The sequence below is a fragment of the Haladaptatus sp. HS23 genome (assembly GCF_056892285.1).
Genome location: NZ_JBXGLH010000002.1, coordinates 602,110 through 619,195 on the forward strand (window position 1 = coordinate 602,110; position 17,086 = coordinate 619,195).

Here is a 17,086-nt window from a genome sequence, read left to right on the forward strand (position 1 = left end):
ACGTGGAAACGGTCCTGAGTCGGTTAGCGTTTGGGGCGTCGTCAGCAGTGGGAGACAAAAAATCGAAACACGTCAGCGGGAGGGCCGAACGCGTCAGCGAGAGACGATGCCGAACGACGTCGAGCGTTCGATTTCGTAATCAGCGCTACTCCCAGAGGTGGTACAAGTCGTCCCGCGGCGGGTCGGCAATCTCCTCGTCGTCCAGCGCGAGCGTTCCCTCGCCTTCGACGGCCCGTCCGATTACGGTCGCCGAGATTCCCGCTTCACGAACGGCGGCGAGCGCGTCTTCGACCGAGTCCTCGGGAATCGCCGCGAGGAGCGCCCCGGACCCGAATATTCGGAGTGGATCCACGCCCATCGCATCACAGAGTTCACGGGTCACGTCCCGCACCGGAACGTCGTCACGCGCGACTTCGAGGCGTACACCGGAGGCTTCCGCCATCTCCAGCAGGCCGGTGACCACGCCGCCCTCCGTCGGGTCGTGCATGGCGTGGGCGTACTCGCGGAGGAGGCGGGCGTCCTCGGCGACGCTTATCTCCTCGAAGAACGATTCGCCCTGTTCCGCCGCCGGACCGACTTCGTCGCGGAAGTCGGTGGCGAGGATGGCCGTCCCCTCGATTCCGGCCCCCTTCGTCAGGACGAGTTCGTCGCCGGGTTCGACCCCGCCGGTCGGGACGAACTCGTCGGCGAGTCCCATGCAGGTCATCGTGACCATCGGGCGTGAGAGGTCGGGCGCGTACTCGGAGTGGCCGCCGACGATTGCGATGTCGAGGTCGGTCGCCGCGTCGTCTATCTGTCGGGTCACGATGTCGAGCGTCTCCCGGTCGTCGTCCGGGAGGAACACGACGTTCGTCAGCCATCGCGGGTCGGCCCCGGAACAGGCCACGTCGTTGCTGGCGACGTTGACCGCCAACGTGCCGAGGCGTTCGCGGGCCAACGAGAGCGGGTCGGAACTGACGACGAGCGTTCGGTCGCCCACCTCGATTGCGGCGGCATCCTCGCCGTAGCCGGGACCCACCGAGACGGCGTCGTCGCGCGCCCCAGTCCGGGAGACGACGAGCGCGAGGTCTTCGGGGTCGAGTTTACCGATCATGGTCCGACCTTCTCACGACGTGCCAATGTGCGTTTCGTCGTATCGTCGCGTCGTTGCGTCGTCGCGTCGCGTTCGACACCACGTCGAAAAACTGCCTCGCTCGTCTATTTCCTCGCTCGTTCCCCCGGGACTAGTTCTTTTGCCGATGCTGACGTACCCGGTGTGGGGGTATCATGGCAGACAGAATGCAGACCGGACCGGTTCTGATACTCGGGGAGGAGGCACAGCGAACCAGCGGGCGCGACGCCCGGGGGATGAACGTCACCGCCGGACGGGCGGTTGCGGAGGCGGTCCGCACCACGCTCGGCCCGCGCGGAATGGACAAGATGCTCGTCGATTCGATGGGCGACGTCGTCGTCACGAACGACGGCGTAACTATCCTCACGGAGATGGACATCGAGCATCCCGCGGCGACGATGATGGTCGAAGTCGCCGAGACGCAGGAGGAGGAGACGGGGGACGGAACGACCACGGCGGTCATCATCGCGGGCGACCTCTTACGGCGGGCGGAAGGGTTGCTCGAACAGGGTGTCCATCCGACCACGGTCGCGCGGGGCTATCGACTGGCGAGCGAGGAGGCGGCCGACGTACTCGAATCGGCGGCCCATCCGGTCGAGGAGAGTGGTCTCCTCACCGAAATCGCACAGACGGCGATGACGGGGAAAGGAGCGGAAGCGGCGAAGCAGGCGCTCTCGGAACTCGTCGTCCATGCGGTGCGCGCGGTCAGGGACGAGAGCGAGGGTGACATCGACCTCTCCAACGTCACCGTCGAGACGGTCGTTAGCGGCGCCATCTCGGATTCGGAACTCGTCGAAGGCGTCGTCGTGGACAAGGAACGCGTGAACGACGACATGCCGTGGCAGGTCGAAGACGCCACCATCGCGCTGGTGGACACGCCCATCGAGGTACAGGAGACGGAGGCGGACGCGGCGGTCAGCATCACCGGCCCGGACCAACTGCAGGGCTTCCTCGACCGCGAGGAGGCACAACTCCGCGAGATGGTCGATAGAGTCGTGGACAGCGGCGCGAACGTCGTCTTCTGTCAGAAGGGAATCGACGACCTCGCACAGCACTTCCTCGCACAGGAGGGCGTCCTCGCGGTTCGCCGCGCGAAAAAGAGCGACATGAACCACCTCGCGCGGGCGACGGACGGACGTATCGTCTCCAGCCTCGGCGACATCGACCCCGACGACCTCGGACACGCCGGACTCGTGGCGGAACGGGACGTGGCGGGCGACACCCGGATTTTCGTCGAGGAGTGTGACAATCCGCGAAGCGTCGCGCTCCTCCTCCGCGGCGGTACCGAACACGTCGTTGCGGAAGTCGAGCGGGCCGTCAACGACAGCCTCGGGGTCGTTCGGGTCGCCCTGCTCGATGGACGGGTGCTACCGGGCGGCGGCGCACCCGAAACCGCGCTCGCGCTCTCCCTCCGCGAATACGCCGACGGCGTGGGTGGTCGGGAGCAACTCGCCGTCGAGGCGTTCGCCGACGCGATGGAGACGGTCCCGCGGACCCTCGCGGAGAACGCGGGTATCAGCCCCATCGACGGCATGACTGACCTCCGAAGCCGTCACGATGCGGGCGAGGAGAACGCCGGATTGGACGCCGAAACGGGCGAAATAGAGGACATGCTCGACGCGGGCGTGGCCGAACCCCTCCGGGTCAAGGTGCAGGCCATCCAGAGCGCGACGGACGTGGCCGAACTCCTGTTGCGCATCGACGACGTGATTTCGGCGGGCGACCTCGGCGGCAGCGACGAGGAGGAAGGTGCCCCCGAGATGGGCGGAATGGGCGGCATGATGTAGGTCGGTGGCGCGCGGTACGGTTCGTTTTTTCGCCGACTTTCGAAGCAGATGGGATTTTCGTGACCGTCATCACGAGAGACAGAGCGTCTTTCGAACGACTTCGACCGTCCTCAGATGGTGTCCAGTACGCCGAGAACGCGCTCTTCGTTCTCCCGTCCCGGGTCGTGTTCGCTCCCGTCTCGGTCGCTTTCGAGGTGTTCCTCGACGGTTCGTTCCATCGCCACGTCGAGCGGCGTGGACTCCCAGCCGAGCGATTCGAGTTTGTTCGTGTCGAGGACGTGCGGGTAGTCTCGATAGAGGATGTAATCGTCGGTCGAGAGGTCGACCGTGGAGAGTTCGCGCTCGCCAGCGTGGACGAGTTCGACGTCCGTGTCGAGGGCGTCCGCGACGAGCGACAACATCTCGTCCAGCGTGACCAGCAGTTCGTCGCCGACGTTGTAGGCCTCGCCGGGTTCGCCCTTCTCGGCGACGATTCGGAGCGCGCTCGCCACGTCCTCGGCGTAGGCGCGGTGCCAGAGGCTGTCGCCGTCGCCGGGAACGACGAGGCGGTCGTACTCGTTCACGCGGTCTATCCAGAAGTCCAGTCGTTCGGTGTAGTCGTAGGGGCCGTACACGATGCAGGGTCGAACGCTCGTGGCGTTGACGCCGCGTTCGGCGGCCTCGAAAATCGCTCGGTCGCCCTCCGCCTTTCGCGGACCGTAGGACGCCATCGACTCGTCCGTGGCCTGTTCCGCCGTGCAGTCACAGAGTTCGGTGTCGTTCTCGCGCTTGGGGATTTCCTCGACGGCGTAGGCGCTTCCGCTGGAGATGTAGACGTAGCCGTCCACTTCGGCGAATATCTCGGTGGCCGAGCGGACCTCGCGTGGTTTGTAGGCCACGCAGTCGATGACGATGTCCGGGTCCACCTCGTCGCGCGCCGCTTCGAGCGCGCTGTCGTTCGTCCGGTCGCCCTCGAAGTGACGCACGTCGTCGAAGGGATTGTCGTGGTTCCCCCGGTTGAAGATGGTCACGTCGTAGCCGTTGTCGAGCAGGTCGGTCACGAGGTGGCGACCGATGAATCGCGTCCCACCGATGACGAGTGCTGTGTTCATGGCGAGTCGATTGCGCGGCGGGCGGAAAACGCTACCGAAGGCGGAGAAGCGCGACTCCGAACGATTGGCCGTCGATGACCGGTTGCGGAGCGAAAAACTGGACGGTTGGGCGGGAACGCTCCGAGAAGAAACGTTCAAACGGACGAAGAGAGGTCATTGATACAAAAAATCGAACAGAATGGCAGCGGACGAGGAGACAAGTGGGAAGCTACGGCCGGTAGAATGTTTATTGTTCATCCCGGAGTAAGCCAAGTATGCAAGTACGCGAGGCGCGAACCGAGGACATCGCCGGAATTCAAGACGTCGCTGCGGAGTCGCTTTCGGCTTCGTACGCTCACTTCCTCAACGAAGACGTAATCGAACACGCCATCGAGGAGTGGTACTCGGAGGAGAACTTGGAAGCGGAGTTCCAGAGTCGGGGGACGCTGTACCTCGTCGCGCTCGACGGGGGAGACGTGGTGGGCTTCACGCAGAGCGAGGTGCTCCCCGACGTGCCCGAGGGGAACATCCTCTGGCTACACGTCCATCCCGACTACCGCGGCGAGGGCGTCGGAACGACGCTGCTCGGGCAGACGAAGGAGAAACTCGAAGACAAGGAGGTCGAAACCCTCTCCGGACTCGTCCTCGCCGGAAACGAGGACGGAAACCAGTTCTACCGGGACCACGACTTCACCAAGGTGGGCGAGCGGACGGCCGAAATCGGCGATGAGACGTACACGGAGAACATCTACTCGGAGAGCGACGAGCCGATACTGGAACCCCGAGATTTCGACGGCGAGACGCGCTACATCAACCGTTCCGAGACCAGTCGCGGGTCGAAAGCGCCGTTCTTCGCCGTGTTCAACGACGAGTCCGGCGAGGAACGATACGGCTACTACTGTTCGAACTGCGAGACGCTCGACAACGCCATGGACAGCATGGAGCGCATCGAGTGCAACGAATGCGGTAACAAGCGGAAGGCGGCGCGGTGGGACGCGGCCTACCTGTAAAATCGAACCGATTCTTTCCTCCGTTCAGTCGTCGGACGGTACTCGAAAGTCGGACGACTGGCGGGCCGCCGGAACTTGACTGGGGGGCGACGTGCGAACGTCCTCCTGTCCTTCCTCGATGGCCTGCCGGTATGCGTCGGGCATGACCTTCACGAAGGAGACGGACTCCCAATCGTCGAGCAGCGACAGCGCTTTTTCGCTCCCCGTCGCGGCGGCGTGGTTTTCGACCAACCGCCGAACCACCGCCTCGTCGCGCGCGTCCAAATCGGCCGAGAGCGAGACGGTTTCGCCGTTGACACGGTCGCGGAGGTTTTGACCTTCGTCCAACACGTAGGCCACGCCGCCCGTCATCCCCGCGGCGAAGTTCTCGCCGGTTTCGCCGAGTACGACAGCGACGCCGCCGGTCATGTACTCGCATCCGTGGTCGCCGACGCCTTCGACGACGGCTTTCGCGCCGCTGTTACGGACGCCGAAGCGCTCGCCCGCGACGCCGTTGACGTACAGTTCGCCCTCCGTCGCGCCGTACAGGGCGACGTTTCCGACGACGACGTCGTCCGAACCGTAGCCCGCGTCGCCCGGCGTTTCGACGACGAGTCGCCCGCCGGAGAGTCCCTTGCCGACGTAGTCGTTCGCCGCACCGGTCAGGAACATGTCGACCCCCGACTGGCAGAACGCGCCGAAGCTCTGTCCGGCGGACCCATCGAATCTGCAGGTGATGGTTCCGTCGGGGAGCCCCGACTCGCCGTGAATTGCGGAGATACGACCGGAGAGCATCGCGCCCACGGCGCGGTTCCGGTTCGTGATTTCGCGTTCGATTTTGACGGGTCCCTCGCCGTCTAACGCGCCGCGTGCGGCGTCGAGCAGGTCGTGGTCGAGGTGGTCGTCCAACTCGTGGTCCTGTTCCTGCGTCTTGGTTCGACTGCCACCGTCCACGGGGTCGGCGAGGACGCTCGAAAGGTCGAGACTGCGCGCCTTCGGGTGGTCGGTGTCGCGCTGGTGGAGCAGTTCCACGTGGCCGACCATCTCCTCGACGGTGCGGAAGCCGAGTTCGGCCATAATCTCCCGGAGTTCCTCCGCGATGAACGCCATGTAGTTGATGACGTGTTCCGGTTCGCCGGGGAACCGCGCCCGGAGTTCCTCCTTCTGCGTGGCGATGCCGACCGGACAGGTGTTGGCGTGACAGTTCCGCGCCATCACACAGCCGCTCGTGACCAGACTCGCCGTCCCGAACGAGTACTCCTCCGCGCCGAGCAGGGCCGCGACGGCGACGTCGCGGCCGGTCTTCAGGCCGCCGTCGACGCTGACGCGGATGCGCGAGCGAAGCCCGGTCTGGTGGAGCATCTGGTTCGCCTCGGCGAGGCCGAGTTCCCACGGCAGACCGGCGTTCTTGATGGACGTGCGCGGACTCGCACCCGTGCCGCCCGAGTGGCCCGAGATGTGTACGACGTCGGCCTTGGCCTTGGCGACGCCCGCCGCAACGGTGCCGACGCCCGCCTCCGAGACGAGTTTCACGTTGACCTCCGACCCGTCGCTTCCCGCCTTCAGGTCGTAGATGAGCTGTTTCAGGTCCTCGATGCTGTAGATGTCGTGCTGTGGCGGCGGCGAGATGAGGCCGACGCCCGGCGTCGCGTGCCGGACGTGCGCTATCATCTCGTTCACCTTCTTGCCGGGGAGGTGGCCGCCCTCGCCGGGCTTCGATCCCTGAGCCATCTTTATCTGCACCTCGTCGGCCGACTGGAGGTAGCGACTGGTGACGCCGAACCGTCCGCTCGCCACCTGCTTCACCGAGCATTCGCGCTCGGTGTCGAACCGTTCCGGCGGTTCGCCGCCTTCGCCCGTGTTCGACTTGGCACCGATTCGGTTCATGGCGATGGCGTTGTTCTCGTGCATCTCCGGCGAGAGCGACCCGAGGCTCATCGCCGCCGTGGAGAACCGTTCGACGATGTCCTCGACCGGTTCGACGTCGTCGAGGGGAACCGACTCGCGGGCGTCGGCGTCGAAGTCCAGCAAGCCCCGGAGCGTCTGGAGCGTCTCCTGCTGGTCGTTTATCTCCTCGGCGAACGCCGCGTACTCCTCGTCGTCGTTCCCGCGAACCGCACGCTGGAGCGCTCCGACGGTCTTCGGGTTCCACTGGTGGTGGATGCCGTTCGAGCGGAACTCGTACTCGCCCTTCCGGTCGATGTCCGGGTCGTCGCCGAACGCGGTGTCGTGGCGCTCGCGTGCGTCGTCTTCGATTTCCTCGATGCCGATGCCTTCGGTGCGGTTCTCGGTACCGGTGAAGTATTCGTCGACGAACTCGCCGTTCAGGCCGACGGCTTCGAAGATTTGGGCACCGCGATAGCTCTCGACCGTCGAGATTCCCATCTTCGCCATCGTCTTCAGGAGGCCCTTCTCCAGCGCCGTGACGTACTTCCCGATGGCTTCCTCCTCGTCCGCGCCGTCGGGTCCGGCCACCAAATCCCCGATGGTCCGGTAGGCGAGATACGGGTTGACCGCGCCCGCGCCGTAGCCGACGAGCGCGGCGAGGTGGTGGACGGTTCGCGGTTCGCCCGACTCCACGACGAGACCGGTTTTAGTCCGTAACCCTTCGCGCACGAGGTGGTGGTGAACCGCTCCAGTGGCGAGGAGGGAGGGAATCGGAACCCTGTCCTCCGCCATTCCTCTGTCCGAGAGGAGGACGATTTCGGCACCCGATTCCACGGCGGTTCGGGCGTCACCACGGACCCGTTCGACGGCCGTTTCGAGGTCGGTGTCGGCGTCGAAGGTGATGTCCACGACTTCGGTCGGGAAGTCGGCGTCCACCACGCCGGCCAACTCCTCGTCGGTCAGCACGGGCGAATCGAGGACGAGTTGTCGCGCGTGGGCGGGCGACTCGCCGAGGAGGTTGCGCTGGCGTCCGAGTCGGGTTTCGAGGCTCGTCACTAACTCCTCGCGGATGTAGTCGATGGGGGGGTTCGACACCTGTGCGAACAGCTGTTTGAAGTAGGAAAAGAGCGGGCGGTCGAAGTCGGAGAGAACCGATAGGGGCGTGTCGTCGCCCATCGAGCCGACGGGGTCCTTACCCGCGCTGGCCATCGGTTCGAGGAGTTCGCTGAGTTCGTCGTGCGTGTAGCCCCACGCGGCCTGCCGGGCGCGGAGCGGGACGGGCGAGTCACCCGAATCCTCGGTGTCGTCGGGGACCGAGGCGGCTTCCGGTTGCTCTTCGAGTCGGACCTGTTCTTCCTCGACCCATTCGCCATACTTCTCGTCGGTCAGGTCGGCGAACGCCTCCTCGTCGGAGACGATGCCGCCCCGTTCGGGGTCGGCGAGGAACAGTTGTCCCGGCTTGAGCCGACCGCGTTCGACCACTTCGTCCGGTTCGAGGTCGAGCGCCCCGGTTTCGCTGGCCATCACGAGACGGTTGTCCGCCGTCACGTCGTATCGGCAGGGGCGCAGGCCGTTCCGGTCGAGGACCGCACCGACGCGGTCACCGTCCGTCGCGGCGACGAGCGCCGGGCCGTCCCACGGTTCGATCAGAGAGGAGTGGAAGTCGTACCACGCGCGCCGGTCGCCGTCGGTTCGGTCACGCCACGCTTCGGGGAGGAGCATGCGGAGCGCGTGGGGCAACTCGCGACCGTCCTGCATGAGCAGTTCGAGGACGTTGTCGACGACGGCCGTGTCGCTCTGGTCGAGCGTCGTCACGGGCGTGATGCGGTCGATGTCGTCGCCGAGGCGCTCGCTTTCGAGGTCGGTTTCGCGGGCGGCCATCCAGTTGCCGTTCCCCTGAATCGTGTTGATTTCGCCGTTGTGGACGACGCGTCGGTAGGGGTGTGCGAGGTGCCACGCGCCGAGCGTGTTCGTGGAGAATCGCGCGTGGACCATGGCGACGGACGACTCGAAGCGCTCGTCGCGGAGGTCCGGGTAGTAGCCCGAGAGTTGGTCCCCCTTCAGCAAACCCTTGTAGACGAGCGTCTTCCGGTCGAGCGAGCAGACGTAGAACCGGTCCGCGTCGTCGCGCGTCTCGATTTCCCGCTCGAGTAGCCGGCGGGCGACGTAGAGCGTCCTGTCGAACTCCTCGACGGACATCCCCTCCTCGGGGCGGACGAAACATTGGGCGACGACGGGTTCCGATTCGAGCGCCGTCTCGCCGAGGTCGTCGTTCTCGGTCGGGACCGAGCGCCAGTCGAACACGGGGATGCCTTCCGCCCCGAGTACTTCCTCGACCGTCTCCTCCAACTCGGCGCGAACGTTGGCATCGCGCGGGAAGAACACCTGTCCGACGGCGTACGTCTCCGGCAGGTCGGTATCGAGTTCCGCGGCGAAAAACGAGTCCGGGCGCTGGACGAGGATACCCGCACCGTCTCCGGTGTTGGACTCCGCGCCGGTCGTCCCGCGGTGTTCGAGGTTGGCGAGCAGTGACAGACTGTCGGCGACGATTTCGTGCTCCGCGTCGGCGTCGAGGTCCATTATGACCCCTACGCCGCAGTTCGACCGTTGGTCAGTTGGGTCGACGAGAAAGCTGGTCATGTGCGAGCGCATGGCAAAGAAGCATAAGAGGTTTCTCCTGAAGGAGAAAGGGAGTGCTATTGTCAATATGTGTTCCTTATATATTGGACATTCATATTTATTTCCGTTGAAAATAATTCTATCCGTGGTAAAATCTGACGCGTATTGCTGGATTATTGCGCCTTTCCGCCCTTCGATGCGGGTATCGAAAACTGGAACTTACTCGTTTTCGATGAGCTCTTCGAGGTCTTCGTCGTCGTAGTTGATGAGAAGTCGGGACTCGTCCTTGAAGGTTCGGAGGACGACCCGCGTCGAGGAATGTTCCACGCCGTCGGTTTGGATGATGTCGTCGATGTACTCCTGCAGATGGTCGTGGTCGCGGAGATGTGCGATCACCGTGAACGTCTTGTCTCCGAGCACGAAATACACCGTCTGGACGCCGGAGATCTCACACAGTTCCTCGCCGATGTCCTCGTACTCCGGACCGTACTCGCTTCGAATCTCGGAGATCGCCGTCAGTTCGAGTCCGAGTTCGTTGGCGTCGATTTTCGACACCGTCCCCGTCAGAATTCCCTGATTTCGATACTTGTCCAATCGATAGTACACCGTCGAGGTGCTGATACCGAGTTCGTCACTCACGGCGTCGACGTCGATATCCCCTTCCCTGTCCAACCATCGTAGGATTTTGAAGTCCTTTTCGTCTAGATTGACTTCCGCCATATCTAACCGATTGTAGTCTGGTTTCTAAAACTTTGCTAACGATTCGTGATTTGGATGAATGAACGACCGACAGATTGCAATACGTGACGTTAGATATTATTGTCAAAATAGACATAAACTTTCGATTATGGGATATTCTCCCCCAGAAATCTATCCGTTTTTTGTGGCTTTTTATACTGAGACCATTTAAAAATTGAATTCGGTACCGTCCCGTCTGTCCGATCGTTTTTCGGTTGCTACGTATCGGTCAAGCGACTCGCACGCCGCATGAGCACGTCCTGTGTGGCTACCGCCGGTTCGTCGCCGGGACGTCGCTGGTGATAGCGTCCGTCCGATTCCATCTCCCAGCAGTTTCGATTGTCGGCCAGCATCGTCTCGAGAATCGTCGATAGCACCTCCCGAAGAGCGGGGTCCGTCACCGGCGCGATGGTTTCGACGCGCTTGTCGAGGTTCCTCGTCATCCAATCGGCGGACCCGATGAAGCATCGCGGGTCGCCGTCGTCCGGTAACTCGTGTTGTGGCGTGTCTGGTCGCAGAGGGCAGTTCACGAGGACCGGAGTCAGTGGGATTGAGGGGAGACGATGGAGTCGTCGCTTCTGCTCTTGCCCGTCCTGAGGGACGGTCGAGTGACGAACTCGTCGGTCCGATACTCGTAGGCCGTGAGCGTCCCGCCGTAGACACAACCCGTGTCAAGTCCGACTGCGTGCTCCCGTTCGACCGGTCGTTCGAGGACGGTGTGGCCGAAGAACACCCGGCGCGGCCCGTCGTACTCCTCGAACCAGAACGGCCGGTCGTAGCTTCCGTCCGGGGCCAGCGACCGCGTGTTTTCGAGGTCGTCGATGGAGTGGTCGGAAAGCGGCTTTCGCGGGTCCACGCCGCCGTGCACGACGAGCGCGTCGTCCCACGAAATCGCCGCCGGCAGGCTTTGCACGTACTCGGTTTCTTCCTCACCGAACCCGTCGAGGTCGACGTCGCCGTCGATGAGTTTCTGCTCGTTGTTGCCCCGTACCGAGCGGAAGTTGTCGCGTTCCCGGACCAGTTCCACGACGCCGAGGCTGTCGGGGCCTTTCCGAATCAGGTCGCCGACGAACACCACGAGGTCGTCGGAAGACGGTGTGAGCGTATCGAGAAGCGATTCGAGTTCCGGCAAACAGCCGTGGACGTCGCCGACGACGTAAATATCCTCCCAGTCGTCGGCGTCGATTCGTTCGTGTGGAACCCCGTCGTCGAACGTCGGACTCGAAACCATTGTTGTAGTAGTGGCCGCTCGTCGAAACGAGTAACGGCCCTTCGAAGAAGGAAGGCCAGCCTGAGCAATAAACGATTTATAATACTTCTCGATATCCGTCAGAGCAATACTAACGGCTATATATTCTATTGGCCACCCCGGAGGAAACTGGTCCGTGAGATGGATATAGAGGGCTATTATAAACAGATTAACGACCGGTGTGTCGAGTATCGGACTGATATGCGTTCGGACACGTTTCCAGCGGCTACCGGTCAGCGAGAGCGACAGCTCGTGAACGAGAGCAACGGGGGAGCGGAGACGGCGATTCGACCCCCTCTAACCGGATGAGTGAACGCACCCGATCGACGGTGTTGGTCGTGGACGATGAGCAAACGGTTCTCGAGTTGTACCGAACGTGGCTCGGTGATCGTTACACGCTGATTCGAACGACCTGTGGTGAGGCGGCACTGGACGCGCTGTCGGCCGACGTCGACGTGATACTGCTCGACCGGCAGATGCCGGGGCTGTCCGGCGACGAAGTACTCGAATCGATTCGCCGTCGGGGATATCGAACGCCGGTTGCGATGGTGACGGGGGTCAGGCCGACGGTGGAAGTCATCGACATGGGGTTCGACGAGTACATCGTCAAACCGTTCGGGGAGGCCGAGGTCGTCGACCTCGTCGAACGTCTCCTCTCTCGGGGTTCGTACGACGAACGGATGCGGACGTACTTCGAACTCGCGTCGAAGAAGGCCCTCCTCGAAGCGAACCTGTCGCAGTCGGAACAGCAGGCCGACGACCGGTACGCGGCCTTACGCGAGGCGGTCGCCGCCGCAGGCGAGCGAGCGACGAAGTCCCGCGAATCAGTCCGCGACGCCGACGGCTACGCCGAGTTGTTTCGCAGAATGAACCTCACTTTGGAGACGACGACGGATAGATGATTCGGCCGCTTCGCCGGGTCGTCCCGAACCGGCTACGTGGGAGTTTCGGCGCGAAACTCGTCGTCGCGCTCGCCGTCGTCGTCCTCGTCGTCGCCGGCTTCGGCGGCTACATCTACTTTCACACGGGGTCGACGCTTCGCCACGACACCCAACGGCAATTAGCGACGAACTCGGAGATACAGGCCGACAACCTGAACGAGTGGATGAACCGGATGACGGTGCAGATGGAATCCGTCTCGGAGTCCGCCGCCTTCCAGAGCGACGACCAGTCCGAGATAACGATCCAACTGTGGGATATCGTCAACCGCGACGACCAGATCGAGGCGGCGTACTACGTCGACACGCGATCGAACAGCGTGATAACGAGTACCGGAAGCACGCGAGTCGTCTCGGCGGACGGCGTGTTGAAACGGTCCGGGCAACACCGTCTCACCTCGGTCGAAGTGGAGTTCAGCGAGGGCGTGTTCGTCTCCAAGCCGTTTCGTTCCTACGACGGCGGGGCACCCGTTCTGTTGTTCGTCACCGGCGTTCCGAACAAGCCGAACCACGCCGTGGTGGTGGTCGTCAACCTGAACAAACTCTCCTCGCAACTGCTCCACCGAATCGACGCCGCCCAGTTCGTCGTCGTCAACGGAAGCGGGACGGTGGTCATGGCCGAAAACGAGGAGCGAATCCTCACGCGCGACCGAATCGACGAGGGGCGAGTGACGGGACGCCCGGGGTTCCTCACCGTGGGCAGTGGGTCGTCCTCGACGGCGGTCGGGTACGCGCCGGTCGAATCGAGGGACTGGGTCGTCACCGCCCGCGTTCCGACCAGGGATGCCTACGCCCTCCAGACGGACATCTCGGAACAGATTCTCGGGATGCTCCTGGTCACGTTCGGGTGTGCCGCCGCCATCTCCTTGTTCGGTCGGAACACGGTCGCGTCGATTCGGGAATTAGCTGGGGAGGCGCGACGATTGGAGAAAGGCGACCTCGAAACCACGGTCGAGACGGAGCGCACGGACGAGTTGGGGGACCTGTTTCGCGCCTTCGAAACCATGCGTCAATCCCTGAAACGCGAGATAGAGACCTCGGAGCGGGCGCGGAGGGAAGCGGAGGCGGCACGCCGGTCCGCCGAGGAAGCGCGACGGAAGTCGGAGTTGCTCACCGACCACCTCGAACGGAAGGCGAACGAGTACAGCGAGGTCATGCAACGGTGTGCGAACGGCGACCTCGGCGAACGCGTCGAACAGCGAAGCGAGAGCGACGCGATGGAGGCCATCGGAGTAGCGTTCAACGAAATGATGGACGACGTGCAGGAACAGAACGACCAACTCGAAGCCGTGACGACGATACTCTCCCACGACCTTCGGAACCCGCTGACCGTCGCGCTGGGTCGGGCGGCGATGGTCGCGGCGGATGCGGACTCGGAAAACATCGCCCGCGTTCGGGACGCGCTCGACCGGATGGACGCCATCATCGAGGACGCGCTCGTTCTCGCACGGGGCGGCGTCGGCGAACGTCGTACCCTCGACCTTCGCATCGCGGCGGAACGAGCGTGGAACCACGTGGAGACCGAATCGGCGACCCTCCTCATCGTCGACTCGATCCGATTCGACGCCGACCCGAACGCCTTGGGACACGTGTTCGAGAACCTGTTTCGGAACGCCATCGACCACGGCAACGGGGAAGCGAACGTGCGCGTCGGTGCGTTGGAGGGTGGATTCTTCGTCGAGGACGACGGGCGGGGAATCGACGCTCCCGACCGGGAACGCGTCTTCGAGTTGGGCTATACGACGAACGGGAGCGAAGGGGGAACCGGCTTCGGTCTGCCCATCGTGAAACGGGGCGTCGAAGCTCACGGTTGGACGGTCCGCGTGACGGAGGGCAGCGACGGCGGTGCTCGGTTCGAAGTCCGGGACGTGTGCTGAGACAACTCAGTATAAATATATATCTGAAATAGTCGTGTTTTTGAATAGTGCGGTTCGTTACCCCGTATGAGCCGTGATTCGGGACGATCAGAGCTGTCGACATCTCGACGTTCGTTCCTCTCCAGCCTGAGCGGGGCGGGAGCGCTCGCCGGTTGCGTCGCAGATAACGGAGGCGACGAAGGGACGAGACGGACCCGAACGGCGACGACGACGGACGCTCTCTCCGGGAACATCCGTATCGCCGGGAGCAGTACGGTCTATCCGCTGACGGTCGCGGTCGGCAACCGATTTTCGTCCACGAACCGTGGCGTGGACGTCTCCGTAACGTCCACGGGAACCGGAGGAGGGTTCGAGAACTACTTCTGTGTCGGCAGGACGGATTTCAACGATGCCAGTCGACAAATCACGGACGAAGAGCGGGAGCTGGCGGCCAAACACGGCGTCGAACCTGTCGAGTTTCGGATCGCCACGGACGCGATAACCGTCGTCAGAAACGACGAGTTCGACGACGCTGACTGTCTCACCGTGGACGAACTCGCCCGAATCTGGCGAGCGGACGGCGCGGAAACGTGGAGCGACGTGCGCTCCGACTGGCCCGACGAGGACATCGTGTTGTACGGCCCGACCTCCGAATCGGGGACGTACGATTACTTCAGCGACGAGGTCCTCCGCGGCGAGGGCCACCGAACCGATTACGTCGGGACCGAACAGGACAACCGCATCGTCACCGGCGTCTCGGAATCCAAGTACGCAATCGGGTACTTCGGGTACGCGTACTACGCTCAAAACGAGGACTCCGTGACGGCGTTCGCCGTCGACGACGGTGCTGGCTGTGTCCGCCCGTCGCTCGAATCGGCGAAGTCGGGAACGTACTCGCCGCTCTCGCGGCCGTTGTTCATCTACGCCGCGAAGGAGTCGCTGCGAAAACCCGAGTGTCGTGCGTTCTGTCGATACTATTTGGAGGAAGTGACGATGAACCTCGTCCGGCAAATCGGCTACCTTCCCATCACCGACGCTCAATCGACGGCGAACCGGAGGCGGTTCGAAGAGACGCTCGCCGCCCTGTAGTTTCGGGTGACGGGCTACTCTCTTACTCCGTTACTCTTCCACCGCTCTCCCGCAACTCCGTGCGCTGAATCTTTCCGGTCGTCGTCTGGGGCAGTCGGGCCACGAACTCGATTCGACGCGGATACTCGTACTTCGCGAGTCGGTCGCCCACGAGAGTGCGAATCTCCTCGCGGAGCGCGTCGCTCCCCTCGACACCGGAAACGGGTTGGACGAACGCCGCGATTATCTCACCCCGCGTATCGTCCGGGACACCGACGACGCCCACCTGTTCGACGGATTCGTGTTCGAGGATGGCTTTCTCGATTTCGCCGGGTCCGACACGGTAACCGCTCGTGATGATGAGGTCGTCGTCGCGCGATTTGAACCAGATATAGTCGTCCTCGTCCTGCACCGCGAGGTCACCGGTGAGGTGCCAGTCGCCGACGCGAACCGACTCGGTCTTCCGCGGAGCGTTCCAGTATGCTTCGAATATGGCGGGTTCGGTGGGGTTCCGAACAGCGATTTGGCCGACCTCGCCGCGCGGGACTTCCTCGCCCGTCTCAGGGTCCACGATGGCGATGTCGTGGCCCGGGACGGGTTTCCCCATGCACCCCGGTTTCGCCTCGAACCAGCCCTGACAGTTGGCGACGAGCAGGTTCGCTTCCGTCTGGCCGTACAGTTCGTTCACCGCGACGCCCGCCAACTCCTCTTCGACCCACGCGAGAATCTCGGGCGTCAGCGGTTCGCCGCCGGTGCTGATGGCGTCGAGGACGAGGTCGTAGGTATCTGTGGGGTCGGACACGTCCATCATCATTCGGATGGCCGTCGGCGGGATGAACGCGTCCGTGACGCCGAACTCCTCCACGATTTCGAACGCCTCCTCGGCATCGAACTTTCCCATCGGATAGCCGACGACCGGGCGGCCGTAGTGCCACGACGAAAAGAGAAGGTCGCCGAGCGCGCCGATCCACGCCCAGTCGGCGGGCGTCCACGCCACCGTCTTCCCGATGACGTTTCGCTCGAATACCATCGAGTACGTCGGGCAGTGGCCCACCCACACGTGATGTCCGTGGAGCACGCCTTTCGGCGGACCCGTACTTCCGCTCGTGTACATGACGATGGCGGGCGTCTCGGGCGTCGTCTCCGCGAGGTCGAACGAGCGCCCGCCGTCCCGAAGCAGTTCCTCGAATCCGAGCGTGTCTTCACCCTCGGCGTCCCCGTCCACCTCGACGACGTGTTCGAGGTCGGGGCAATCGTCCCGAACTTCATCCAGCGACTCCCGAAGGGCCTCGTCCACGACGGCGACCGTCGCGCCGCTGTCGTCGAGTCGATAGCCGAGCGCCTCGGACCCGAACAGCACCGACAGCGGTATCGATATCGCGCCGAGTTTCCAGCACGCGAGGTGGGTGATGGGGTTCGCGGGTTTCTGTGGGACGGCGACGGCGACCCGGTCGCCGAATTCGACGCCGAGGTTCGAGAGGGCGTTGGCGACCCGATTCGACAGCACGTCGATGTCGTGGAACGTGTACGTCTCCCGTCGTCCGTCGGGGTAGGCCTGAAAGAGCGCCACTGACCCCTTCGGGTCGTCGTGCTTTCGGATGAGGTCGTGTGCGACGTTGAACGTCTCGGGGAGGTCCCACGAGAAGTTCTCGCGAGCGCTTTCGTACGAGTCGTCGAGTGTGACGTACCGCGGCATGGTACCCCGTTGCACGCGTGGGACTATCTAATCCAAGGTTCACATATCATGGTCTACTCCACGGTTCACATGTCACGG

The 17,086-nt window shown here is 63.5% G+C and carries 13 protein-coding genes; 6 read left to right on the top strand and 7 right to left on the bottom strand.

Going from position 1 to position 17,086, the window contains the following annotated elements:
- Positions 1-145: 145 nt before the first annotated feature.
- Positions 146-1,093, bottom strand: a complete 948-nt coding sequence (locus AC1XDK_RS09335) for an AIR synthase family protein (RefSeq protein ID WP_483349577.1) — start codon at positions 1,091-1,093, stop codon at positions 146-148.
- Between the two features lie 185 nt (positions 1,094-1,278).
- Between AC1XDK_RS09335 and thsA the strand changes: the two genes are divergently transcribed.
- Entirely contained in the window at positions 1,279-2,898 is a 1,620-nt protein-coding gene (gene thsA / locus AC1XDK_RS09340) for a thermosome subunit alpha (RefSeq protein ID WP_483349865.1), read from the top strand.
- Between the two features lie 110 nt (positions 2,899-3,008).
- On the opposite strand, the gene AC1XDK_RS09345 is transcribed toward thsA, so the two are convergent.
- Complete coding sequence (locus AC1XDK_RS09345) at positions 3,009-3,989, bottom strand: NAD-dependent epimerase/dehydratase family protein (protein ID WP_483349578.1); 981 nt, start codon at positions 3,987-3,989, stop codon at positions 3,009-3,011.
- Here AC1XDK_RS09345 and AC1XDK_RS09350 point away from each other — a divergent pair.
- Together AC1XDK_RS09350 and AC1XDK_RS09355 are read left to right on the top strand one after the other, a co-directional pair.
- Positions 3,988-4,149, top strand: coding sequence for a hypothetical protein (locus AC1XDK_RS09350; protein WP_483349579.1), 162 nt, complete (start codon positions 3,988-3,990; stop codon positions 4,147-4,149). The genes AC1XDK_RS09345 and AC1XDK_RS09350 overlap by 2 nt on opposite strands.
- A gap of 94 nt (positions 4,150-4,243) precedes the next feature.
- Positions 4,244-4,978, top strand: coding sequence for a GNAT family N-acetyltransferase (locus tag AC1XDK_RS09355; protein ID WP_483349580.1), 735 nt, complete (start codon positions 4,244-4,246; stop codon positions 4,976-4,978).
- A 24-nt stretch (positions 4,979-5,002) separates the two neighbouring features.
- Here AC1XDK_RS09355 and gltB read toward each other — a convergent pair whose 3' ends face one another.
- The 4 genes from gltB to AC1XDK_RS09375 all read right to left on the bottom strand — a co-directional run bounded on the left by gltB (position 5,003) and on the right by AC1XDK_RS09375 (position 11,432).
- Positions 5,003-9,484, bottom strand: coding sequence for a glutamate synthase large subunit (gene gltB, locus AC1XDK_RS09360; protein WP_483349581.1), 4,482 nt, complete (start codon positions 9,482-9,484; stop codon positions 5,003-5,005).
- A gap of 198 nt (positions 9,485-9,682) precedes the next feature.
- Positions 9,683-10,183 (bottom strand): Lrp/AsnC family transcriptional regulator, encoded by a 501-nt coding sequence (locus tag AC1XDK_RS09365; protein WP_483349582.1) that lies wholly within the window; start codon positions 10,181-10,183, stop codon positions 9,683-9,685.
- A 236-nt stretch (positions 10,184-10,419) separates the two neighbouring features.
- Positions 10,420-10,731: a hypothetical protein gene (locus AC1XDK_RS09370; protein ID WP_483349584.1), complete on the bottom strand. Its 312-nt coding sequence runs from the start codon at positions 10,729-10,731 to the stop codon at positions 10,420-10,422.
- Between the two features lie 11 nt (positions 10,732-10,742).
- On the bottom strand, positions 10,743-11,432 hold the full coding sequence (locus AC1XDK_RS09375) for a metallophosphoesterase family protein (RefSeq protein ID WP_483349586.1): 690 nt from the start codon (positions 11,430-11,432) through the stop codon (positions 10,743-10,745).
- A gap of 323 nt (positions 11,433-11,755) precedes the next feature.
- Here AC1XDK_RS09375 and AC1XDK_RS09380 point away from each other — a divergent pair, with 323 nt between their 5' ends.
- The 3 genes from AC1XDK_RS09380 to AC1XDK_RS09390 all read left to right on the top strand — a co-directional run bounded on the left by AC1XDK_RS09380 (position 11,756) and on the right by AC1XDK_RS09390 (position 15,333).
- Entirely contained in the window at positions 11,756-12,352 is a 597-nt protein-coding gene (locus tag AC1XDK_RS09380) for a response regulator (RefSeq protein WP_483349587.1), read from the top strand.
- Entirely contained in the window at positions 12,349-14,265 is a 1,917-nt protein-coding gene (locus AC1XDK_RS09385) for a sensor histidine kinase (RefSeq protein ID WP_483349588.1), read from the top strand. The genes AC1XDK_RS09380 and AC1XDK_RS09385 overlap by 4 nt, the downstream gene beginning before the upstream one ends.
- Positions 14,266-14,331: 66 nt before the next feature.
- Entirely contained in the window at positions 14,332-15,333 is a 1,002-nt protein-coding gene (locus AC1XDK_RS09390) for a PstS family phosphate ABC transporter substrate-binding protein (protein WP_483349589.1), read from the top strand.
- Between the two features lie 22 nt (positions 15,334-15,355).
- Here AC1XDK_RS09390 and AC1XDK_RS09395 read toward each other — a convergent pair whose 3' ends face one another.
- Entirely contained in the window at positions 15,356-17,008 is a 1,653-nt protein-coding gene (locus AC1XDK_RS09395; protein ID WP_483349590.1) for an AMP-binding protein, read from the bottom strand.
- Positions 17,009-17,086: the final 78 nt, after the last annotated feature.